This is a genomic window from Fischerella sp. JS2 (assembly GCF_032393985.1).
Classification (GTDB): Bacteria; Cyanobacteriota; Cyanobacteriia; order Cyanobacteriales; family Nostocaceae; genus Fischerella.
The window spans coordinates 3468539-3492588 of record NZ_CP135918.1 but is presented as its reverse complement, the minus strand read 5'-3'; the positions used below and the strand labels follow the sequence as shown (position 1 = coordinate 3492588).

20 protein-coding genes and 1 pseudogene are annotated in these 24050 nt (G+C 40.5%); 7 read left to right on the top strand and 14 right to left on the bottom strand.

Features of this window, described 5'->3' with window-relative positions; all coding sequences use genetic code 11:
• Window positions 1-15: 15 nt before the first annotated feature.
• The gene (locus tag RS893_RS14685; RefSeq protein WP_315791812.1) at window positions 16-456 is read right to left on the bottom strand and encodes a hypothetical protein; all 441 of its coding nucleotides are present in this window, start codon (window positions 454-456) and stop codon (window positions 16-18) included.
• Window positions 457-644: 188 nt separating this feature from the next.
• The gene (gene cobU, locus RS893_RS14680; RefSeq protein WP_315791811.1) at window positions 645-1217 is read right to left on the bottom strand and encodes a bifunctional adenosylcobinamide kinase/adenosylcobinamide-phosphate guanylyltransferase; all 573 of its coding nucleotides are present in this window, start codon (window positions 1215-1217) and stop codon (window positions 645-647) included.
• Window positions 1218-1607: 390 nt separating this feature from the next.
• On the opposite strand from cobU, the gene RS893_RS14675 reads away from it, so the two are divergent.
• The 4 genes from RS893_RS14675 to hpsU all read left to right on the top strand — a co-directional run bounded on the left by RS893_RS14675 (window position 1608) and on the right by hpsU (window position 5438).
• On the top strand, window positions 1608-2375 hold the full coding sequence (locus RS893_RS14675) for a hypothetical protein (RefSeq protein WP_315791810.1): 768 nt from the start codon (window positions 1608-1610) through the stop codon (window positions 2373-2375).
• A gap of 266 nt (window positions 2376-2641) precedes the next feature.
• The gene (locus RS893_RS14670) at window positions 2642-3577 is read left to right on the top strand and encodes a glycosyltransferase family 2 protein (protein ID WP_315791809.1); all 936 of its coding nucleotides are present in this window, start codon (window positions 2642-2644) and stop codon (window positions 3575-3577) included.
• A 170-nt stretch (window positions 3578-3747) separates the two neighbouring features.
• The gene (locus RS893_RS14665) at window positions 3748-4689 is read left to right on the top strand and encodes a glycosyltransferase family 2 protein (RefSeq protein WP_315791808.1); all 942 of its coding nucleotides are present in this window, start codon (window positions 3748-3750) and stop codon (window positions 4687-4689) included.
• A 134-nt stretch (window positions 4690-4823) separates the two neighbouring features.
• The gene (gene hpsU / locus RS893_RS14660; RefSeq protein WP_315791807.1) at window positions 4824-5438 is read left to right on the top strand and encodes a hormogonium polysaccharide biosynthesis acetyltransferase HpsU; all 615 of its coding nucleotides are present in this window, start codon (window positions 4824-4826) and stop codon (window positions 5436-5438) included.
• A 146-nt stretch (window positions 5439-5584) separates the two neighbouring features.
• Here the strand turns inward: hpsU and hemH are convergent, their stop codons facing one another.
• A complete protein-coding gene (gene hemH / locus RS893_RS14655; protein WP_315791806.1) occupies window positions 5585-6748 on the bottom strand; it encodes a ferrochelatase in 1164 nt (387 codons plus the stop codon).
• A 94-nt stretch (window positions 6749-6842) separates the two neighbouring features.
• On the opposite strand from hemH, the gene RS893_RS14650 reads away from it, so the two are divergent.
• Window positions 6843-7466: a class I SAM-dependent methyltransferase gene (locus RS893_RS14650; RefSeq protein WP_315791805.1), complete on the top strand. Its 624-nt coding sequence runs from the start codon at window positions 6843-6845 to the stop codon at window positions 7464-7466.
• 271 nt (window positions 7467-7737) lie between these two features.
• Here RS893_RS14650 and RS893_RS14645 read toward each other — a convergent pair whose 3' ends face one another.
• The 6 genes from RS893_RS14645 to RS893_RS14620 all read right to left on the bottom strand — a co-directional run bounded on the left by RS893_RS14645 (window position 7738) and on the right by RS893_RS14620 (window position 16873).
• Window positions 7738-8502 carry a DUF928 domain-containing protein gene (locus tag RS893_RS14645; protein WP_315791804.1) on the bottom strand — a complete coding sequence of 255 codons (765 nt, stop codon included), beginning with the start codon at window positions 8500-8502 and terminating at the stop codon, window positions 7738-7740.
• A 415-nt stretch (window positions 8503-8917) separates the two neighbouring features.
• On the bottom strand, window positions 8918-11260 hold the full coding sequence (locus RS893_RS14640; RefSeq protein WP_315791803.1) for a CHASE2 domain-containing protein: 2343 nt from the start codon (window positions 11258-11260) through the stop codon (window positions 8918-8920).
• A gap of 5 nt (window positions 11261-11265) precedes the next feature.
• The gene (locus RS893_RS14635) at window positions 11266-12504 is read right to left on the bottom strand and encodes a DUF1822 family protein (RefSeq protein ID WP_315791802.1); all 1239 of its coding nucleotides are present in this window, start codon (window positions 12502-12504) and stop codon (window positions 11266-11268) included.
• Window positions 12505-12510: 6 nt separating this feature from the next.
• The gene (locus RS893_RS14630) at window positions 12511-14043 is read right to left on the bottom strand and encodes a sigma-70 family RNA polymerase sigma factor (protein WP_315791801.1); all 1533 of its coding nucleotides are present in this window, start codon (window positions 14041-14043) and stop codon (window positions 12511-12513) included.
• Window positions 14044-14343: 300 nt separating this feature from the next.
• Window positions 14344-14961, bottom strand: coding sequence for a class I SAM-dependent methyltransferase (locus RS893_RS14625; protein ID WP_315791799.1), 618 nt, complete (start codon window positions 14959-14961; stop codon window positions 14344-14346).
• 202 nt (window positions 14962-15163) lie between these two features.
• On the bottom strand, window positions 15164-16873 hold the full coding sequence (locus RS893_RS14620) for a serine/threonine-protein kinase (RefSeq protein WP_315791798.1): 1710 nt from the start codon (window positions 16871-16873) through the stop codon (window positions 15164-15166).
• Window positions 16874-17388: 515 nt separating this feature from the next.
• On the opposite strand from RS893_RS14620, the gene RS893_RS14615 reads away from it, so the two are divergent.
• Both RS893_RS14615 and RS893_RS14610 read left to right on the top strand, forming a co-directional pair.
• Window positions 17389-18450: an SDR family oxidoreductase gene (locus RS893_RS14615; RefSeq protein ID WP_315791797.1), complete on the top strand. Its 1062-nt coding sequence runs from the start codon at window positions 17389-17391 to the stop codon at window positions 18448-18450.
• Window positions 18451-18464: 14 nt separating this feature from the next.
• Window positions 18465-18668, top strand: a complete 204-nt coding sequence (locus RS893_RS14610; protein WP_315791795.1) for a ChaB family protein — start codon at window positions 18465-18467, stop codon at window positions 18666-18668.
• Between the two features lie 285 nt (window positions 18669-18953).
• On the opposite strand, the gene RS893_RS14605 is transcribed toward RS893_RS14610, so the two are convergent.
• The 5 genes and pseudogenes from RS893_RS14605 to RS893_RS14585 form a co-directional block, all read right to left on the bottom strand.
• A complete protein-coding gene (locus RS893_RS14605; RefSeq protein WP_315791794.1) occupies window positions 18954-19802 on the bottom strand; it encodes an alpha/beta hydrolase in 849 nt (282 codons plus the stop codon).
• A gap of 360 nt (window positions 19803-20162) precedes the next feature.
• Window positions 20163-20285: pseudogene (locus RS893_RS14600) on the bottom strand (photosystem II q(b) protein); the annotation flags it as partial.
• 210 nt (window positions 20286-20495) lie between these two features.
• Window positions 20496-21056, bottom strand: coding sequence for a DUF4126 domain-containing protein (locus tag RS893_RS14595; RefSeq protein ID WP_315791793.1), 561 nt, complete (start codon window positions 21054-21056; stop codon window positions 20496-20498).
• A gap of 273 nt (window positions 21057-21329) precedes the next feature.
• A complete protein-coding gene (gene purB / locus RS893_RS14590; protein ID WP_315791792.1) occupies window positions 21330-22625 on the bottom strand; it encodes an adenylosuccinate lyase in 1296 nt (431 codons plus the stop codon).
• A 225-nt stretch (window positions 22626-22850) separates the two neighbouring features.
• Window positions 22851-23747 (bottom strand): YihY/virulence factor BrkB family protein, encoded by an 897-nt coding sequence (locus RS893_RS14585; RefSeq protein ID WP_315791791.1) that lies wholly within the window; start codon window positions 23745-23747, stop codon window positions 22851-22853.
• Window positions 23748-24050 lie beyond the last annotated feature (303 nt).

The window sequence follows — 24050 nt, the reverse complement described above, 5'->3', positions numbered from 1 at the left end:
CACTTTATTCAATAATCAACTATTAGAACGATGAGAAAACTCATTTATTTTTTCAAGTTGATCGCTAATTAATTTTAGCTGTATTTGACTGTTGATAGGCCCTCTGGGAAGAGGAACTTCTGTATTTGGCCAGTCAGATAAATCATTGCATGGACATGACTCAGCAGGCATACCTATACTTCGCACAGGTATAGGCATTGTACAGCGCGAACAAGCAAACATTTCCCAATTCGATGTTAGCAATTCAGCAATAGTTTCGCTTGTACCTTCAAGATAGCAATCACCTGCTTTTTCAGAGATGATTTTCCGCCAGCATTCTTCAAATTCATCACTATAGCGATCGCCTGCAATCACAGACTTAGGCAACAAAGCTTCTGCACCATTACTGATGATTACTTTTTTGCCTAGCTGAAACCAGTAAGCTAGATATTTTTTAACTTCATTTTGAGATGCCATACTCTAAATTTTATTTAGATTTTGGATAATCAATTTGGAATAAATAATTAAGAATGGTCAATGGTCAATTGTCATTTGTTATTTATCATTGGTGTTATTTGTCATTTGTCATTATTAGTAGTTTATACTCCTCATACTCCACCCTGCCTTAAGCCGCGCAAAGCGCGTCTATACACTCCTCATACCCCTCACACCTCCCCATCACCCCATCTCCCTACCTCCCCAACAGACAACGGCGAACCAAGTAAACTGAGATTGAGAACATGACCACCAGTGACTAAATACACAGGTTCACATATTGAACCTAAGTGTCGTACTAAGCTACCTAAGCGATCGCGAAAACTTCGACCCATCGGATAAGCTGGAACAATACCCCATCCTGTTTCCTCAGCAACAAAAATCATATCGGCTGCAACTAGTTGCAGCGTCTCTAATAACTCTTGCATAGTCTTTTCCCACATAGCCTCTTCCTGAGAGAGTAGATTCGCTACCCAAGTTCCCAGAGAATCAACTAAAACGCAGGTATTTGGTTGCATTTGGGCAAGAGTAGCAGACAATTGCATTGGTACTTCCAATGTCGTCCAACCATGAGGACGGCGTTGTTGATGTTGTTGAATACGTTGCTGCCACTCTTGATCATCAGGATCGCGCGTTGCAGTTGCTATATAAACTACTGATTTGTGTGATTGTATCGCCAAAGCTTCTGCCCACTCACTTTTACCAGAACGTGCAGGCCCAGTCACCAGAATAATTTGATTCATCTTTTGCTTAATCAACCGAAAATTATAAAAATTTCATAACACAAGGGTAAAAATGAAATTAAGAAATGGGAAATGGGAATTATGAATTAAAACTTAGAAATTATTATTACCCTTACCCCATGCCTGATCCCCGAGGCGAAATGCCCTATGTTCCTAGTTGGTGGCTTTACTCCAAGCTATTTCCTTAGTATCTTGGATTAACTAGGGTTGTAACGATTTACCATAAATTTTCACTTTGGGGATGAGATTGTTGACCCCAAATAACTTTTAAGAGATAAAATTAACACTCAGCATCTCATTGATGTAACTATTGGGAAAAGTCAAAAATCCCAACTATCAATTCAGCATCATCCACAATCACAAGTCACAGAATAGTTAGAGATTCCTATTATGAAAGCAGGCTTAAAGCGTATTGAGGCTACTCTACACGATTTAGGAAATCGCGACATCACCACCACTGAGACATCAGAAGTCAACAAGCAGTCTTTATCATTTCGGATCAGTGTTGGTGGAGCAGAAAACTCAGAAAATGATGATATCCAAACTGAAGATGAGTATGATCAGCAACCAGAAGAATACTCTCAGTTTCATCACACCTCTGTACAGACATTCCCAGTAGAAGAAAACGGTTGCAAAACACCAAGCCTACCCAAATTTAAAACTCCTAGCTTTAGTAACCATCGCAATGCAGCCAACCCAGCATTGGCAATGAATCTGTTGCAAGAAATACAGGAAATTGTTGCCAGTTGGCAGACAGAACTACAAAAAATCGTGCGGCAAATACAAGATGTTTATCTAGAAGGACCAATAGTCAATGGTTGGTTAGAATCGCACACAGACAACGAACCAACAGGAAGCGCTACACTACGTCATGCAGAAGTTAACCGCTTAATGGATTATGTAGAAGAAATTTGTGCCCAACAAGCCAAGATTTCCTATCAATCATCTGCTAGTGGCTACCGTTTGTGTGGTTTGGATGCTTCCGGTACAGTGTGGACACGTCCGTGTCCCCCGGATCAGGTTGCGAGTGTGAGTATGGCGATCGCTCGTTACCAAAAGTTACGTCAGTTGTTAGGACGCAAGCAATACTTAGAAACTCGTCTTTCACAACTAGCTGAAACGCTTGTGGTATTACATGGTCACATTCAATGTCAGTAAAGCAACTAACAGGCAATTTAACAATCAAGCCTCAAAACTTTTAATTTGCGATGATAGCAAATTTAGCTATGAGCATCTTATGTGAAGATATCAGGGTGATTTCCGAAAAAACTCGGTTGGTGAGTCAGGTTTCTTTGGTATAGATTAGCTCCAGAACAGGCAAGTATTGAATTTTTTTATGGTTAGTAGTTAGTAGTTAGTTGTGATTAAAACAACAACCAACAACCAACAACTAACAACCAACAACCAATAACCAAAAACTCCCTATGCCAGATACGCCAATCTCTGCCATTATCTGTACTCACAACCGAGACAATTATTTAGGCGCTGCTATAGATAGCCTCCTCGCGCAGGATTTTGCTTCTGGCTTTGAAGTGATAGTGGTGGATAATGGTTCTAGCGATCGCACTCGTGATGTTGTAGAACAAAGGGCAAATTATCCCCACCTCAAGTATGTCTTTGAACCTATTATTGGTCTATCTGTAGCCCGGAATACAGGCGCTCAAGTTGCAAGTGGTAAAATTCTGGCATACCTTGATGATGATGCTGTCGCTAGCCTTAGCTGGCTGCAAGTTTTATATAACGCTTATAAAAATAACCCAAAATTAGCGATCGCTGGTGGCAAAGTCAGCTTGTTATGGCCTGAGGGAATGCAATCACCACAATGGCTTTCTCCAGGACTAGCTGCTAATTTAGGGGCATATGATCTCGGTGAAAACACAGTCTGCATAGACAAGCCTAGTTTAACTCCTAGAGGTTTAAATTACTCCATAAGTCGCGCTTTTCTCGAAGAAATTGGAGGCTTTGATCCTCAGCTTGGCCGTATAGGTAAAAAATTATTATCTAATGAAGAACTACAAATGACTGAACTTGCCCTCCAAGCAGGTTGGCAAGTCATGTATCTACCCGAAGCCCACGTGTTTCACAATGTTTCCCCCGAACGTATTAAACGTTCTTGGTTTTTAAATCGGGGTTGGTGGCAGGGTATTAGTGAGTGTTATCGAGAACAACTAGCAGGAACAGCAGGATTTAGCCAGCTACAACGCGGTAGCGAGCGTTTTTTGCGTGGCTTGTATAAAGCAGTTAAATATTTTGCTGATCCCGCAGAACGATTTGACAAACTTGTCTATGCCTATGGTCAGATCGGTTATTTAAATGCTGCCATTGCAGGATTACTAGCAAAAAGAGTCAAGAGTCAATAGTCAATAGTTATTTGTTATTTGTCATTTGTCATTTGTTATTAGCTGTTAACTAATGCACAGTTACACATTTTTGTAATCCTACCAATCAACTAACAACAACTAACCACTAATGTACAGACGCGAGGAACATCGCGTCTCTACCCACTAACCACTAACCACTAACAAATATTATGTCATCTTCTAAAATACCAGTTTCTGTACTAATTCCAGCTAAAAACGAAGAAGCAAATTTACCAGCTTGCCTTGCTAGTGTACAAAGAGCAGACGAAGTTTTTATAGTAGATTCACAAAGTAGTGATCAAAGCGTCGAAGTTGCTAAAAGTTATGGTGCAAATGTCGTGCAGTTTCATTTCAACGGACGCTGGCCTAAAAAGAAAAATTGGTCTTTAGAAAACCTCCATTTTCGGAATGAATGGGTTTTAATTGTCGATTGCGATGAGCGTATCACCCCTGAGTTATGGGAAGAAATTACCCAAGCAATTCAAAATCCCGAATATAATGGCTACTACCTTAATCGCCGCGTATTTTTCTTAGGTAAATGGATTCGCCACGGTGGTAAATATCCAGATTGGAACTTGCGTTTATTTAAGCATCAAAAAGGGCGTTACGAAAACCTGAATACAGAAGATATTCCGAATACAGGTGATAATGAAGTTCACGAACACGTCATCTTAGAAGGAAAAGTAGGATATCTGAAAAATGATATAATTCACGAGGATTTCCGTGACCTTTTTCATTGGTTAGAACGACATAACCGCTATTCTAATTGGGAAGCCCGTGTTTACTATAATTTGCTTACAGGTAATCACGATAACGGTACTATTGGCGCTAAATTATTCGGTGATGCTGTGCAGCGCAAACGCTTTTTGAAAACAATTTGGGTGCGACTCCCATTTAAACCGTTTTTACGGTTTGTGTTGTTCTATTTTATTCAGCGTGGTTTTTTGGATGGTAGAGCTGGATATATTTATGGAAGGCTGCTGAGCCAATATGAGTATCAAATTGGGGTTAAACTCTACGAATTACGCCACTGTGACGGCAAACTTAACACTAAGTCTACTTCAGTGACAACAACTGCTTTCCCTCAGAAAGTGGGACAGACAGTTGTTTGATGGGGAGATGAGATGGGGAGGTGTGAGGAGTGGGGGGAGTGGGGGGAGTGGAGGAACCAGCGCGGTCTTGTTGGTTTCCAACAAAGAGGACTGGCGTGGAGTGTGAGGAGTATAAAACTACTAAATAATCACAAATGACTAATGACCAAGCATTTATAGATTTACGCAAATATGACCAATCTTGGTTTGATCGGGGACGTCCAAGTTGGTATGTTTTGTTATGGTGGTTTGTGCAAGCGATCGCTTTTCCTTTGACTCCTCATCCGTTTAATGGTCTGCGTTGTGCTTTGTTACGTCTGTTTGGCGCTCATGTCGGTAAAGGAGTATTAATTAGACCTACTGCTCGCTTCACTTACCCTTGGAAAATCACAATAGGTGACTATAGTTGGATTGGTGATGACGTAGTTCTATACAGTTTGGATTACATACATATCGGTGATAATTGCGTAATTTCCCAGAAAAGCTACCTGTGTACTGGTAGTCATGATATGTATGATCCAGCCTTTGGCTTGAAAACAGCGAATATCTGCATAGGTAATGGGGTATGGGTAGCAGCAGATTGCTTCATTGGTGCAGGAGTTACAATTGGTACAAATGCAGTCATTGGTGCGCGTAGCAGTGTTTTTACTGATATTCCTGCTGCTCAAGTATCATGGGGTACACCATGTCGCCCTCGCTATCCTAGATTGAAGACAGAGGGCAGAGGGCAGGAGGCAGAAGGAAGAAACTGTTTTCATCCTTTGTTGTGAACTCTGTTCATGGTGTCTAACCTGAAAGTAACCTCGCCCTCTCCTTGGTAAGGAGAGGGGCTGGCGGTGAAATTTTTTGATTGGGACTGCCTTTGTTTGTAAATAACTAAACTCATTAACTTTTGAATTTTAAGTCCATATGGCAGTTACAAAATCCCGATCATATGCAGTAAACCACGTCCGGTAATCAATTCAATCATCAAAGCAATAAAGCCAAGCATAGCAATGCGCCCATTCCAGACTTCCGCACTCGTAGTAATACCCCATTCCCAACCCTCTGGCGGATAGATTTTTACCTTTTTCTTCATTTGGTAAACTTGCGAGAGCTTTACACTAGGCTCTTTAAGAGCATCAACAACTAAGTCTGCTAAAGCTTTAATAAATACTGGATGGGTGTTGAGAGCAGGTACACGACGGAAGTTGTGAATTCCTGCTTCTTCTGCTATTTCTCGATACTCAAGATCAATTTCTTCCAGAGTTTCGATGTGTTCGGAAACAAAACTGAGCGGCACAACTACTAAGTCTTTAATACCTTTTGTTGCTAGTTCTGGGATAGCATCTTCCGTATAAGGTTGTAGCCATTCTACTGGCCCAACACGACTTTGGTAAGCTAATGTATGGGCATTAGGTCGATCAAGTGTCCGCATAATTAAATAGGTGCATTCCTCAATCTCTTGCTGATAGGGATCGCCTGCTTCTTCTACATAGCTTTTAGGAACGCCGTGAGCACTAAAGAAGACGTGAGCTTCATTCGGATTAGGTAGTAGGTCAATTTCCTGGGCTATCAGTTCTGCCATTGCCTGGAGATAGCCTGGTTGTTTGTACCAAGAGGGAATTACTGTGTATTCTATCTGCTGGAGTCTGGGGTCTTCTTGCCAAAGTTTTTCTAAAAGCCGGAAGCTAGAACCACTGGTACTGATAGAAAATTGCGGATAAAGAGGTAATATAACCAGTTTTTCAATGCCATCTTGGATGATGCGAGCGATCGCTTCTTCGGTGTAAGGATGCCAGTAACGCATACCGATGTAGATTTTCGTATCTTGCCCTAAGGCTTGCAATTGTCCTTTCAGGGCATCTGCTTGAGCTTCGGTTATACGCCGCAGTGGAGAACCACCACCAATTTTGCGGTAGTTCTCTTGAGATTTTTTTGTACGCCGTGAAGCAATAAACCAGGCTAGGGGTTTTTGCAACCAGGGAAAAGGTAGGCGAATAATTTCCGGATCAGAAAACAGATTAAAAAGAAACGGCCCTACATCTTCTAATTTCTCCGGGCCACCGAGATTGAGCAGTAATACGCCTACACGACCCATAGCAGTAACAATCCCCCAATCTTTTCAGGTTTTTTACTAATGTTAACAATATATCTTTATTAAATATATAAGTTAACGACTAAGGATAGAGACAGTGGCTACAATTTTACGAGATTGGAGTTATCGTTACCAGTGGCTGTACGATGGTATATCCCGTTTGGCAGCTATTAGTGTTGGTGGTGAACAACGTTTTCGACAATTGGCTTTGCAAAACTTAACAATTCACTCAGATACTAAACTTCTTGATTTATGTTGTGGCAGTGGACAAGCAACACAATTTTTAGTGAAATTGTCACAAAATGTAACAGGATTAGATGCATCACCGTTATCTCTGCTGAGGGCAAAACAGAATGTTCCCCAAGCAGAATATGTAGAAGCTTTTGCAGAAGAGATGCCCTTTGCAGACAATGAATTTGATTTGGTGCATACAAGTGTTGCCCTACACGAAATGCAGCCCGAACAATTGCGAAAAATTATTACAGAAGTACATCGTGTGCTTAAGCCTGGTGGAGTATTTACTCTTGTTGATTTCCACAATCCTCATAATCCCTTATTTTTGCCATCTGTATGGCTGTTTTTGTGGTTATTTGAAACCGAAACCGCTTGGCAGTTGTTAAAAACTGATTTACCTGGGTTATTGATGGAGATGGGGTTCAGTATCGACAAGCAAAGTTTGTATGCGGGTGGAAGTTTGCAGGTAATACAGGCGAGGAAATGATACCGTTTCACTATCATTCTGATACGCTTTGGTAATCAGACAAGGAGGACATGGAGGATAAGGGGGACAAAGGAGATGGGGAGATGGGAGTATAAGGAGTATAAGGAGTGTGTAGACGCGCTTTGCGCGGCTTAAGGTAAGGGTGGAGTGTGAGGGGTAAATAACAACCACCAACAAATGACCAATGACAAATGACAATTTACCATTGATCATTGACCAACAACCCATTACCAGTCTACGCGACAGTATAAGTATTCAAGCGAACATGTTATTATTTCACCTGTGTTACTTCTCCCACAATAGGCTTTGATGCAAAATCAGCTAAACCAATATCCTGCAATAAATTAGCCCAATCATTAGCAAAAATAGGATTTTTTGTTTCAGCGAGGCGGAGTTTAGCTAACTCAGACAAAGCTGAATACCAAATGCCATTTTCAACATAAATAGCGATGCGCTGCCGTGGTGTGGTAGCTGATTTCAAAAGACTTGCTAATTCAGGTTTGATTGGTATTCTTTGCACCCATCCACGCACAAATATCGGGTTAGATAGTTGTTGCTTAGAACAATAAAGTTTGAAGTACCATTGATAGTCTTGGTTAACTGTTAAGGCTACTGTAGATGGTAGCTTCAAGCTCACAACACCTGGTGTATTAGGTAGAGTAAAATTAGTTCGATAAACGTCATTATTTGTTTCATCTTGTAATACAAATTCGCCAATCGGTGTCTCTGTTGATTTATAAGGAACAAAAACCCAAAAGCTAGGAGACTCATCAACAGTCAAACCTACATTTTTTTCTGGTATCAATGCAGTCGTTAAAACATCTACAGATGGACAGTCACCACGGCTTCCAGTTCCTCCCCTTTTAATAGGTCTGCCTCGGCTTGATCCATCTGGTTCTTTGTCCTGAAAGTGAATTTGTATAGGTTGAGAATTGTTATTAGCTGGTTGATTAGGTTGTGCTGTTACTGGTACGAAATAGCTCATCCAGCCAAGTAACATACAAGCTATAGTCAATGCACATTTTGATTTGCTCATTTGTCATTGTTTTTGTATGTTTAATCAATAGTCAATAAGGTTGAGCATAGAGTAATCAAATCAAAAAACTATTGTTTTCTTGATTAGTTACATATTTTTGGATTTTCTCCTAGAGAATGCAATTTTTTCGGTTTGATTATTTAAGAGACATCAGTCAAGTCTGTTAAGTTAATCTTTCTATTATTCTTTATTGGTGGAATTAAAGTCAGATTATGCACTTGGAGTAATGTATAAACATAAAAATTTTTTATGCACGGTATAAAGTTGCATATTTTTGTACTTTTTTAACGCAAAGACACGCGGAGTTAGCGTACCAGGTAGAAGAGTCTCGCTAAATTTGATCCACTACGAATTAATGAAATGGTGTACTAGGTTACAATAGTCTTTTGATTTTACTTAACAAATAAATATATTTTTACTCTTCGGTTTGAGATGAATTTATGGTTGCTACGCTTGCTCCACTAGCTAGTAAGACTAATGTTGAGGGAAGCAACGGTATCCAACCACCTTGTATTAATAAGTACAAGCAAGATATATATAAAATGCTGATCGCACCCGTTAAAGCAATCAGCAGGCGTAAGCGCGATCGCACCTGCCAAGCTAGTACACCACCAACTACACACCAAATCCAGATCCACAAGATTTCACACCACTTTGGTAAAACCCATAATAACGGTCGCTCATCCAGGACAGCACTAAGGATTTGACTTACCATATGTGCTTGTACAACTACTCCTGGCATTTGATGACTGTAGGGAGTAGACCAGTAATCGTGAAAACTTTCGGCAGTTGTACCAATTAGAACTATGCGATCGCGTACTAATTCGGCAGTAAGTTGATTTTTGAGAACTTGTTTGAGAGTAACTTGTTGAGCAACTGGATCGGCAGCACGCCAATTTAACAACACTTGATAACCGAGATTATCTATACCACTGTAACCACCACTGTTTGGCTCTATATTTTTAAATACCACCTTGCCGAACTGCCAATTATTTTCAGGAGTCAGTTGAGGTTGAATACCGCGATTTTTTAAGTAACGACTCGCCAGGCGAAAACTCAAAGATTTATCAGTCGCACAGGGAGATGCAGGAGCCATAGCCAAGATTTGGCGACGGATGACGTTATCAGGATCAGTAACGACATCACTAAAACCTTGGCGTTGGATTTGGGTAGAAACTTCTGGGGGTGGTGGAACACCAGGATTAGTTTTGTCTTCACCGGCTCTACATATAGCAATAAAGCGATCGCTGGTTTGCATTGTCTTAGCTAAATCTGCATATTCTGGTTTGGTTGGGTTCTCACGATAGATATCCAAACCAATAACCCTGGGGTTGAACTGTTCCAGTTTTTTCACAACTTCAGCCAAGGCTTTGTCTGATAGTGATGCTCCTGCTCTTTCTGTGGCGGGTTGGGCGCTCACATCAGCTTCTGTGACTTTTACTACCAGTATACGAGGATCAAGGTTTTCAGGAGGGCGCGATCGCATCAATAAATCAAAAGCTGCCAGTTCCCACGACTGCAACATACCTAGTGATCTAATGCCCACAGTAAGGGCAGTGATTACCACGCTAGTTTTCAAGATGATGGGGAGAATGCGTCGGGGAGGCAAAATCGGGTGGCGATCACTCTCGTGTTGTTGTGGCCAAACTAACGGTTCTGCTGTTGGATTCTGGCAAATCACCGGCAACCAGCTGGCACAGGGAAATTCATTTTCCAAACCTTGTAATTTATTCTGTGCTTCTCGTAGCGCCAAATAAAAAGATTCCCCATGAGCAAAAGCTTCGAGAAAGTGCTTTAAAAATTCTTGGGCGACAAAATCGGGGACTGGTTCGCGCATAACAATCATTTGGGGAATATGCAGAGAACCTAATTCTCGCGCTAATTCCAAACCTTCGCAGGAGTTAAAAATTACTAAATTTAGACCCCGTGCGATCGCTGCTTGGAGAGCATTTTTTAATTGAGCGATCGTCAAGGTATCTGTTTGATTGATATGAAGCCGACCACTTTCTCCTTCAGCACCAGTGGAACCATGACCTGCAAAAAATAGCATATCCCAGCCTCGTCGATCCCAAAGCCAGCGATCCAACTCTTGCCGTTGTGGTTCCACCAAAAAAATAATTTCCGCGCCTGGTAACTGTTCTAGAATCGCCCGATCTTGCTGGACATTAATTCCTTGACTATTACCCAGAACAGCGAGAATCCTGATTTTTCGCCCAGGTTTTTTACGTAACGGCTTAACTTGCTCAACTTCTAAAACACTTGAACATGCCACTGCTTTTTGGTAGTCTTCAAAAAAATCCCACAGATGCCAAGGCAAACGCCTAACTTGGTGATCTTCTGTTGCCAGAATTACCCGGATTTCATCATCGGGATTTAATTTTGTGCGTAATTTTTGGTCAATGTGACGAAATTGTTCAGATTTCAGCCAGGAATTAATTTGTTTGTGTAGATCCTCACATAAATTACTAAAATCAACAGAGGAAACATTCGTGACATCATCTTCGTCTATCTCAATCTCTGTATCCTCTAAATCATCTGTGTAACTACGCCAATCCAAGCTAGGGTAAAGAGCTTCATAGAGTAACTGATAAAGCAGCTGCCAACGTTTGTAGAGTGACCAAAGTTCTGGTGCAGCTGGTAGGCTACCCGTAAATTGCATAACGATGGGATTGCCTTCTTCCCAGAGTGCAGCAGTAACAGAGGGAAAGCCTTGCTTTAAATTACCCTTTCCCAGGTTTAATACAACTAGTTTACTCATGGCTGTTAGCCAACAAGCTTCTCAAGCATAAAATCTTCTTTAATACTGATATCACCTAAGGTCACTTGTAAACTAAAACTTTTGCCTGGGGGAGATTTAAATTTTTTAAGTTGAATGAAATTGTCGTGACTTCTAGATTGTACTTCCTGAAGAATGTTTCCCGACCCCGAAAGTAAAAGTAATTTCAGATCAGGTGGTAGATATACTTCTTCATTAGCTGGATGTAATTGGACACGGATACTGACTTTCTCATCTATTTCTGATGTCAAACCAATCAGCAGCACCACAGCAGTATTCCTGAGTTGCATCCCTAAATCAATCAACTTAGCTCCCTTAACACGAACCTCATTCAAGGTTGCATCATTGCGGAACTGCACAGCTAAAGTATTTTGTTGTGAACTAACGAGGCTGTCAAAAGAGTGCCAACCTGCTTCAAAGACATTTTGAAACCATTTACTCAAGTTATTTACCAAGGGTTGATTGTATGCAACTAAATTACCTTTATGTTTTGCAAGCCTTTTTTGGTATAAATCCTGTCTTCCTTCATCTAGTGCTAGTAATGCCATCCATTCTTGCTCACTCACATTCTTGGGTAAATCAGGAGTCCAGTCATCCAGTTGCTTGAGTAGTTTCTCTATTTGTATACTTGACAACTTTGGCAAAATTTTTAGCTCTGGTTTTTGCACAGAACATACTTCCTGTGCCACCCACATCACATTTATATCTGCAATTAAATCTTCTTCATCCAACAAGTAAGTTCGATCCATCAGGTCATATTTAGCTTTTGCTCGAATTTGTTGGTGGGTTGTGTATCCCCACACTCCTATCCAGTTTTCTTCTAAGTTGATCTGCACAGCTAGATAATAATTAGCCACCCAGTTAGGAATATCAACCCATTCTTGGGGTATGCGAAACTCTGTCAGATTACTTTTATCGCTAGGAATTAGCACTAGTCGCAGATCACCTAAAGTTAAACAAGTACCATTGACAAATTCCCAAAAACTAGGTAACTGATGATAATTGGGCCAAACACTTGGAGTTTCACCTAAATCAGGATCTTCTTTCAACCAATCTAAAAAAGCATTCAAACATAAACAATTAAGATAGGCATTCCAACGGGCAGCAGGGTTAGAGTAATAATTTTGAGCAGATATTTGCCATGCAGTTTGTTGTTCTTGGGCTGATAACTCCAACCATAATTTATCTGGGTAAAGCACCATTAAATCATTCATTTCTAATTTCATATAATTTCATCCCTGTTTGGCAAAATATAATTTGCTTTTCAACCATTCTTCAATGAAGTCAGCTATTTTATGATTCACTACTTCTAGAGAATTGTGTTCTAAATTCATGCTCTTTGCCAATTCATCTTTGAAAGATATAATTAGGTTTTGTTTTACCTGTGACAATACACTTGATGCTTCCGATAAAAGAATAGCAATCTGCTGATAGTTTTGTTGTCCTAAAAGATGAATTTCCCGAGAAATAGTTAATAATTTCTCTTGTTCTAAAGATTGTTTTTCAATTCTATCTAATGTTGAATATAATAGCTTTTGGCAATGAGATTGAATACATTCATTCATAGCATCTTTAATATTTTCAATATCTTTTTCATTGTGAAGACAAACATCTGGATGAATTTTATTCAATTCTATAGCTAAATCTTTTAATATATTTTTTAGATATCTGGATAATTGACGAGCTACTTGATATTGTTTTTGTAAGCCTGGATAACTAGCTTTTAAAATTGTTGCTATTTCAGTTTGAGTTAAGCCCAGCCCTTGCCAAAGTTTTAACATTATTTGACCAGTCTCTGGTATAGAGGCAAATAAATTTGAGATAATTGAGTGAACTTGTTCCCATGCTTCTTCTTGTATGAGATTATCCCAAGGTGTTAGTGTAGGGTCAAAAATATTGTCATATTCTTCTAAGGATAAAAAACGTTTGGTACGATAATCACGAGCTGCCCGCACACAGGTTGATAACATAGATTGAACTTTCTCGCTGGAAACTGGCGCTGTAGGAAAATCTAGTTTGTTTATTTGCTGGTTATAACAATGGGCAATTTCTTGGAGATGCTGTTGATTGGGAGGTTCCAAACTACGACCTCCTTGACAGCGTGTTGGTTGATAGATTTTATCTAGACATTGCCAAATTAAGTAGTAAGAATTAAGTTTTTTGTGATTTATCCCTTTAAAGAACAATGCTTCGCGTAATTCTTTAGCGTTTAAATCTTTAAGTAAACCATAGTCAGAAAATTTTCCTCTCTTTGCTTCTATATCATGCCGATAAATTGTATTGCTAATCAACCTTATGATTGCTGTTTTAGCATATCCTTCGATATTAGTCAGTGGATATTCAACATTAAAATTTTTCAGGAGTTTAGCTGGGGGATTAGCAGCTGCATTAGCGATTTGAAAATATTCTTCTAATGGATATTTATGCCGGAGATATTTAAATCTTTGATAAGCTTTTTGAGAAGCCCACAAGCAAGCTTCTTGCAAATATGCAGACATATGTCTCCCAGCGATAAAAGAACTATGTGGTGGGGTGAAATATTTCTCCCCATCTTCTTGACTCTGAGACTGAGATTCCTCTCTGAGAACTTTCAGAAAGTACTGCGCCCAAAACTCTTCATTTGCATCTGGTTCTGACTCCACTAAACTTTTTATACAACGTTCTAAGTCTGGATCTGTTTGCCAAATAGGATTTACGTCACTACTGGAGTTGCCAAAACTGAGAAACGTTGAGAACTTTTCAATGATATCTTCACGTTTTTTCATGAAGTGTCCTCTGGTTTTTGCTTCGGTCAACTATTAACAAGTCAACCTGACCCTCTAAATCTGAGGGATGTTGCTACTTATGTATGGGAATTGCAAACACAGGATTATGCAGGAAATGGCACAAAAAGACCTAAATTTTATGAAAATTTTGGCTGAGGTGTTCTTAAACTGATTTTTATATGTCGAATTAGCGATCGCATCAATCCCTCAGCTAAGCAAAACTACCAATCTCACCTATATAATTTACCCGCTCCCCGTTAATCACTGTCGTGGGGAGGAAAATTTTACCACTAGATTAAGTTAACTAGCCTTAGTTGCGATGCCTTTGTAAAGATATCCCAGAATCTTAGGCGTTTTTTCAGCATAAAACTCTTCCAAGCTCACTGCATCGAACTGATTCTCTACAATTTGTCGGATATTGCGATTCAAATGACAACCGCCTGCAATTATTTTTTGTAATGGGGTCAATCTATTTTGCCAGACTTGAACATTAGGTTCATTGCTGAGTCCATGTTCAATGAAAAAAAATTTTCCTCCTGGTTTTAGCACCCGATAGATTTCTTTAAGAGCTTGTTCAACATTCTCAATACTACATAAAGTCCAAGTACTGACTACGCTGTTAAATGTGTGATCTGCCATTGGTAGGTTTTCACCACTTAAAATATGATGGTCTACTGTAATAGAAGATGCCTGAATACGTTTTTGGGCTAGTGCATGAATGCCTGGGTTGACATCAACTGTGATAATTTTGCGAATGTGTTCTGGATAGTAGGAAAGATTTACTCCGCTACCAAATCCAATTTCGAGAACTTCTCCTTCTACACTTGCTAAAACCTCTTGACGATATTTAGCCAGACTAGGATCTGATAGTGACCAATCAATAAGATAGGGAAGAATTTTTTGTGAGTAAAAGCCCATTTATTTCTCCTAGTTATAGAAGTACTATTATCCTAGCGATCTTTAACGCAAAGGAGCGCAGAGGTAGCGCAAAGGTTCGCAGAGGTTTTGCAAATAGCTACTTAATCAGTAATTGAATATCTATCAGTGTCTATCTGTGTGCATCTGTGTTCATCAGTGGTCGATATATAAAAAATAATTTTGTCACCGCTTATACTCATACTTATAAATTACTAGGTATTGTTTTAAACTTATCTGCTGCTCCTAACGAATAATCTTCTAACTTAAAATCAGCAAATGGTTTCTTTTCTAATCTATTGCGGAGGGCTTCATCTAAAACTACACCTTCTGATTGTTTCCGCACACCAATAATAATAATGCTCCTTTGGTATGCTGTTAAATCTTGGTTTGATTGACAATTATTGCGTTGAAATTGACCAAGATTTAATAACCGGTAACCTTTAACGCTAGATACATGAAAGAATAATTTTTTGACTAAAAGTTGGATTTGTTTAGCACGTTCAAAAGCTCTACGTTCTTCTATTTGTGGTGTGCCCTCGCAAGAAGCTGTCCCCACTGAGATGATCTCAGTTGGGTTTTGCATAATTGTTTGGATTCCTTCTTGTTCTAAGTTGACCCTTAAATTTTCCAGATTGATAATTTGATTGTTATGTTTAATTTGATAATTGCTGCCTAAAAGCCATTTGTATTCTACTGACAAAACAGCGATATTAAATTCTGCTGTTCTACCTTGGCTATCTTTTCCTTGCTGATAGGGGAAGTAGTCTACCTTACCTTTTTTCTGTGGTATTTGCCCATAATTAATAGGTAATGAAGCAAATTTGGGCGATCGCATTGCCAATGCTACTATACCGAGTAAACCCAATGACACAAGCAATGCGGCAAACCATGCTAGTAGAGGTATTCTTCGTTGCTGTGTTTTTGGTGGTAAAGTTGTAGTTGCTGGTTCTAACTGTTCTGTTGTCAAATGCCCAACTACATTAATAGTTGCAGCAGTGCTTGGCGTGAGTTGACTTTCCTGTTCTGCTAGACGTTGTAAAATTTCTTGGGCGTTAGTAGGACGCTGCGCTACATCCCTCGCCATTAGCCAATCAATTAAATCCAACAGTAAGGGTGAGACATGAGTAGCGCGATCGCGCCAGTACAAAACATTGTGGTATGAATCATACATATCTAGGGGATGACGCCCCGTCAGCAAAAATACAAAGGTGCGTCCCAAGGCAAAAAAATCTGACTGGGGTACAGCTTGACCGTTCATTTGTTCTGGGGCGCTGTAGCCAGATGAGGTAATTGCTGTGATTCCGCCTCCACCACTGCTGACTTTGGCAAGATAGGTTCTGGTTAGTTCCCTAGCAGTACCAAAATCAATCAATACCAACTGCCCATCAGGGCGAATCATAATGTTAGAGGGCTTGATATCTCTATGTAAGTACTGCTTCCCATGTACTAAAACTAAGATCTCTGCTAACTGGTTTAACCAGGCGATCGCTTGGGCTTGAGAAATTGGTCGATTTTGCTGCTGCTTTAGCCATCCCTCTAAGTTGGGACCTTCGATTTTTTCCATAGCAATGCAGTGCAGCAGCAAGCCATCTCTAGTTTGATAGGGGAAATAACTATCTTCGTTGGGAATTCCTGGATGATCTAATTGTCCCAACACAACCGCCTCTTGCTGAAATAGTTCTACGGCTTTGGCATCACTGTTAAGATTTTCCTTGAGTACCTTGAGGATTTTCGGTCTGTCTTGTTCATAAGCCTCATAAATCTTACCAAAACCAGTTTTGTCACTCAACAAACGCATTACTCGGTAGCGTCCTAACAACTCCAGCACAGAACCACAACTTTGACAAAAACGGTTCTCATCGTTATCTGGATGGTTGGGTTGCAAACAGTGGGGGTTGATGCAAAGGCTCATGACTGATTTATCCGTGGTAGAAGTTAGCAAGCCGCTAATACTCTATCTTCAGACAGTTGCAAATAAAATGAAGTTGCATTTGTACCAAGAAAATTCGGTTAAGGGTAAGCCTTAACAAGGAGAGGGGTGTCCGACAGGACGGGGTGAGGTTTTTTCATGCTTAGTGGTGATTTTTTTCATCGGGACTGCCCTGTGCCTTCTGCCTTTTGGCACAGTCACAATCAAAGCAACACGACCATAGAAAGAGGAGAAAATTTGTTCAACTTTTTAGGATAGTTTTATAACATCAACAATTTTTAAAGATAAATATTTATATTTTTTATTAATAGCGCTAAAAGCTCTACACCCCGATAAAAAAAGGGTTGAATTTGAATATGAAAAAATGTTTGCAGCCTTTCATTCAGGATAGATAAAAAGGTTTAAAACCTACTGCAAATAGAGTTCAGTATTAGGAATTTTTAGATATTACGGTCACACAAAAATATCAAATTTCACAATCACAAAGCTAAGTAAAGATGAATATTAATTATCAAAACTATCAAAACCCATTAATTATAGCTGTACTGATTGTAGCTGCATTACTTGCCATACAAGCTATTGGGCGCTGGTGGCGAGAACAGCAATATAACCTGAAGGGTAAAACAGTGCTAATTACAGGTGGTTCACGAGGACTCGGCTTGGTAATGGCACGCCAGCTAGTCCAAAAAAACGCGCGTCTGGTGATTTGTGCGCGTGATACCTCAGAATTAGAAAAAGCGCGGATCGATTTACAGCAACGGGGTGGAGAAGTACTGGCTGTACCTTGTGATGTCACAGATGAACTTGAAGTTAAGCAGATGATGCGATTTGTGAGCGATCGCTTTGGTCAGATTGATGTGCTGATTAATAATGCAGGCACTATCCAGGTAGGGCCGATGCAAGAGATGACCCTTGATGACTACGAAGAAGCCATCAAAATTCATTTTTGGGCGCCATTATATACTACTCTGGCTGTTCTGCCTATGATGCGCCAGCGACGTGAGGGACGCATCGTTAATATTTCTTCGATAGGTGGTAAGCTGAGCGTACCACATCTGTTACCTTACAGTGCCAGTAAGTTTGCTTTAGTTGGGCTTTCGGAAGGAATGCACTCAGAATTGGCAAAGGACGGGATTGTTGTGACTACTGTTTGTCCCGGTTTGATGCGTACTGGCAGTCCCTATAATGCTTTCTTCAAAGGTAAGCATCGTCAAGAATACGCTTGGTTTAGCATTAGTGATTCTCTACCCCTAATCTCTATGAGTGCTGAAAGTGCAGCTAAGCAAATTATTGCTGCTTTTAGACGGGGAGATGCGGAAGTCACACTATCGTTACCAGCGCAGATAGGCGATAAATTTCACGCCCTATTTCCTGGTTTCACCTGTGTACTTCTCGGTTGGGTAAACAGATTTTTACCAGAACCAGATGGTATTGGTAGCGATCGCGTTCAAGGTAAAGACAGTCAATCTTCTATCTCACCATCTGTCTTAACAAGCTTAAGCGACCAAGCAGCACAGCAAAATAACCAATTTTTTCAAGAAAATTCAAAAATGACATAGGGGAGTGTGATTGTATGCCTTATCAAGAAATAGCAGATTTACCGGACTCTGTGAAGAAGCATCTGCCCAAACACGCAGCCGAGATATTTCTTGCAGCCTTCAATAATGCTGCAAAAGAATATGATGATGAGGAGACAGCTTTTCGTGTGGCTTGGGCAGCTGTGAAGCGAGATTATGAAAAAGGTGAGGATGGCAACTGGCACAAAAAACCAGAATGAAGTTTTAAAGTTGTGATCAAAATCACGCCTAATGTGAATTAAAACTATGGCAACAATCATGTTTTTAAAATCGTAGACGCCCCCAAGGGCGGCTTCCCATAGGGTATACAGATAGATTATCGGTGTTCATCTGTGTGTATCTGTGTTCGTTAATCAAAAGCAACTAGGCAATTGCCACAAAACCTTTATTGCTTCTTCAATTCACAGTCTTACGTAAATGATGTTTTAGAAATCGATCACCGTGCAAGATGATGCACACAGATAGATTATTTGTATGCTTTTGGGTTACGGAGTTTGATGTTCTTGCAAAAAAGCTTCTACAGCTTGGTTAAAGGCTTCAGGTTGGGTCAAAAACGGCCAATGATTACCAGGAACTTGGCATAGTTGTAAGTTCTTGAGGTATGTTTTGTAAGGCTTGAGTTGCCATTGTTGACGGTTAAGACCTTTTTCTGGCTGGACAAATAAGGCGGGAGTATGAATTGGAACTGTTAAACCAGGAACCTGCATGACTTCCTCAAAAATGTGATCGCGTGCAGCTATTGTAAATTTGCTACCCCAGTTACCATCAGGTTTTGGTTCTATACCTGCTTGAAAAACTTTTTGTTGTAAGGGACTCCAGCCTTGATATTGGTTCAACTGACGGGCTTGTTTTTCGGCTGCTTCGTAACTAGGAAAGGGGCCCATTGCTTTGAGAAATGACAAGAAGCGATACAACATGGGAAATGTCGCCTTCAAGAAACTGGGCATTTGCCAGATAAAAATCGGGTCGACTAGAATCATACTCTGCAATCGTTGTGGATTTTGTCTAGCCCAGATGCAAGCTAATTTACCACTCCAAGAGTGGGCGACAATGTGGGTACTTGCCCATCCTAATTTATTCATCAATGCTTCTAGGTCTGCGATCGCACTTTCAAAGCTATAATCTTTCTCTGGTTTACTACTCTCACCATGACCGCGTAGATCAGGAGCAACTATGTGGTAGTGTGGCGCTAGGTAATCTCCCAAACTAGACCAAACTAGGGCATGGTCAGCTAAACCATGCAGTAGTAATAAATTTTCTTGACCTTGATTTTGGTTCCACTCCAAATACGAAAGTTGAATATCAGGCTTTGCTAAAGTTTGACGTACAGGCATGATTGCAGAATTACTTGTAAAGAGATTACTTGCGGTTTTTATAGTACAGAACCTTTGACTAATAAAAAAAGAGCGCTCCACAACGAAGCGCTTTTGTTAAGCAATCATAGAACAATAAACTTAAGTTTAATATCAAAAACCGATCTTTAGATTACGGAAACTGGGGCAACAAAGCCATAAAGAAAAATAATGAAGCTTGTGTTTGTGCATCTACATCCGTTCCAGTAATTATTACAAGTTTTTAAGAGTCAATTATGCAAATTGATTAATTAAGAAAAAGCTCCTCAAGGAAGCGCTAGTCGTGGTTGTAATTCATCATGCACTCATAGAACAACAACCGAAATCTGAATTCCTAAAAATCTAACCGTTGATTGCAGGAGTATTAGCAGCCAAGTCTAGAGGAAAGTTGTGGGCGTTACGTTCGTGCATCACTTCCATCCCCAGATTGGCACGGTTGATGATGTCTGCCCAAGTGTTAATTACAAAACATAACCTGTTCGGTCTTTACAACTATCAGGTTTATCAATCGCTGAAGGACAAGCTATTTTTAGCTGCAAAGGTAGCTTCATTGGCTCAAGCTATGACTGGCAAACTCTAATTCAATCTTACGCTGGTAATCCACTAGCCTTGAAGATTGTAGCGACTACTGTTCGCGATTTATTTGATAGTGATATTTCCCAGTTTTTAAAGCTCTTAATTAGCTCGGCGGTACTGCTTAAGGTTTTGCCAATATCGGCGATACCAATATTGACCACTACGAAGGGCAAACCAAAGCAAGACGAGAGCAATTAATCCTCCTTGTCGGGGGGCGCCAAGGGCAAAAAATACTAGGACAATACATAATAAATCTTGAATAAAGACTGCCCATAGGGGTATGCCGCGCAAACGAAAGAACCAGCCGACTTGAGTTAGCTGGAGTAATAAGGCAAATGTACCTCCAACCAGGGCAATCAGCCAGTTAGCAGGTGCTGTGGCTGAAGCTACTGCTAACCCCATGATTGCTCCTACAAGTGGAGACAAGACAAGCTGCACCACTTGCAGCACTCGTTGTCCCATCAGTTTTTTAGAAGCAAGTAGTTCCACAAATGACCAACTTGTGAGAATGCCTAACAAGAAAGGTGAGGAAATATGAGATAAGATTGGTACTTGCGACCAAAGAAGGTGACCTTGTAATAGTCCAATAAACAGCAAGGGTAAGGCAGTTCTCATTCCTGCTGCGGCTGAGGCAGAAAGTGCGGCTAGGAGTTCAATCATAAGGGTGAAAACCACAAATGCAGAAGCAAAGAGTAGCCATTTACACTTTTCTGTGATGTAATTTTTTCACAGAATAAATAGCCTTGGTATCAGAATACTGAATTATGTCAGTATCTGAATATATTAATGTTGTATGCTAATTACGTATAATTTTGGTAGTGGTTAATGGTTAGTAGTTAGTAGTTAATATCTACCACTATCCACTAACTACTAACTACTAATGTACAGACGCGATGTTCCTCGCGTCTCTACCTACTAACTACTAACTACTAACTAAATTCCCAGCCGTTGATAGACTTGCTCTAGGTGCTGCAAGTGGTGTTGTGGATCAAAACACGCTGCAATTTCTGCTGATGACAATTTAGCGGTGACACGGGGATCTTTACTAATCAACTCGCGGAAATTGCCTTCCGATTTGTTCCAAGCGGTATGAGCATTTTCTTGGACAATTTTATAGGCTTCTTCGCGGCTGATTCCCTTTTCTACCAAGGTGAGCAAAACTCTTTGGCTAAAGACAACGCCGCCATAAACATTCATATTCCGTGCCATATTTTCTGGATACACCAGTAGGTTTTGCACCAAGTCGGTTGTCTCCACAAGCATAAAATGCATCAAAATGCAAGCATCTGGCAAAATTACTCGTTCTACAGAACTGTGGGAAATATCCCGTTCATGCCAAAGGGCAACATTTTCTAAAGCTGCAACAGCATGACTTCTGATGATTCTAGCCATACCTGTGAGGCGTTCGGAACGGATGGGGTTGCGTTTGTGAGGCATGGCAGAAGAGCCTTTTTGTCCTTTCGCAAAGAATTCTTCGACTTCCAAAACATCGGTTTTTTGGAGGTTGCGAATTTCCACTGCAAAACGTTCAATGGAAGCTGCAACTAAAGCCAACTGTTGCACGAAGTCGGCGTGGCGATCGCGTGAGATTACCTGTGTTGATGCTGCATCAGGTTGGAGTCCGAGTTTTTGGCAGGTGATCGCTTCTACGCGTGGTTCGATATTGGCATAGGTTCCCACTGCACCGGAAATTTTACCTACAGCGATCGTTTTCCGGAGAATTTGCAGACGTTCTTGATGGCGCAATATCTCTGCTAGCCACCCAGCTAGTTTAAAACCAAAGGTGATGGGTTCAGCATGAATTCCATGAGAACGTCCGATCATCACCGTGTAACGATGTTCTTTCGCCTTCTGACGAATCACATCAATTAATGCTTGCACATGTTGCAACAATAAATCCAGACTAGCAACAAGTTGCAATGTTAAAGCTGTATCCAACACATCAGAACTGGTTAAACCCAAGTGAATGTAGCGTCCAGCATCACCTACATATTCATTGACATTTGTCAAAAAAGCAATGACATCGTGACGGACTTCCGCTTCAATTTCTAACACTCGTTTGGGGTCGAAATTCGCCTTGGCTTTAATTTCTGCAACCGCCTCGGCTGGAATATAACCTAATTCCGCCTGTGCCTCACAAACAGCGATTTCTACTTGCAACCAGGTTTTAAACTTATACGCATCTGTCCATAAATTGCCCATCTCAGGCAAGGTATAACGCTCAATCACAGTCCGCCACAGAGTACAACCGTCATATTGTACAGTGGCCTGTGGGTTAAAGATCGGGGAGTGTGGGGAGGTGAGGGGTGTGTAGACGCGCTAGCGGCTAGCGGCTTCCCGTAGGGTGGAGTGTGGTGGAGTGTGGGGAGTATGAGGAGTGAAGATATTCTCCCTTGTCTGCCTTATCGTAAGTCAGAAAACAGTGACTAGTTTAATTTGATCACTGATAACTGATTATTTCTCTTCCTTATTGCTTTCTTTTAGAGGAACTGCGTAATCAGCTGGGATAATGCGAGAACCATATCTGCGGGCGTAAACCTGAGTAAATTCTGCACCAAAAAACAAGATTTGAGCGGTATAGTAAACCCAAACTAAGATTACTACTATTGAGCCAGCAGCCCCATAGGTAGAACCAAAAGTATTGTTGCCTAAATATTGTCCAAGTGCATACCTACCCAAGGAGAATAAAAGTGAGGTAATAGCTGCTCCAATTAAAACATCTTTCCAAACTATTTTGGCATCTGGCAGAACTTTAAAAATTAACCCAAATAGTAAAGTAGTGATGACAAAACCCAGGATGAAGTTGACAATTTGCCAGACAAAATCGACACCTGGCAGTAAATTTTGAAAGTAGTTAACAAAGGCTGATAATACTGTACTGATTACCAAAGAAACGAGGAGCAAAAAACCGATCGCTAACACCATAGCAAAGGACAAAAAACGTTGGCGAACCATGTTTTTTACCATTTTTCCTGGTTTGGGTTGTACTTCCCAAATGGTATTGAGGGAATCTTGTAATTCCGTAAATAAACCAGTAGCACCAAATATTAAGACTACTATACTAATGAGTGAAGCAATAGTTCCTGCTCGCGGTTGGCTAGCGCTTTCAATAGCATTTTGAATCACTTGTGCACCCGCAGGGCCAATTAATCCTTGAAGTTGGGTAAAAATTGCGTTTCTTGCTGCTGCTTCTCCAAATACTGCACCTGCGATCGCAATAACAATAATTAATAATGGGGCGATAGAAAAAATTGTGTAATAAGCTAATGCTGCCGCCAATCGCGACGCTTTATCTTGCTGCCATTCATTAAATGTTTCTTTAAGTAAATCCCAAATCACTGTTAATTTCATTAACTTACTCTCCTTTGTCAGGATGGTTTGTTTGACCTCCCGCTTTGATAAATACTAGATTTGTAGTATTTCCCACATCTTCCTCAAGATGTTGATGCAATGTCCTGGAGGTAGAATTATGGCTGACGGGAATTTCGGATGTACCGAAAATCATGTTTTGAAAGACGAACACAGATGCACACCGATGAACACTGATAGATTACGCGTTGGTGGTTGAGTGAAACTATTCAAAATACAAAACGAAGTAGCTTTGATTAACACTCTGCTACCTGGTGCGTTGACCTCTGCCATCCTCTGCGTTTA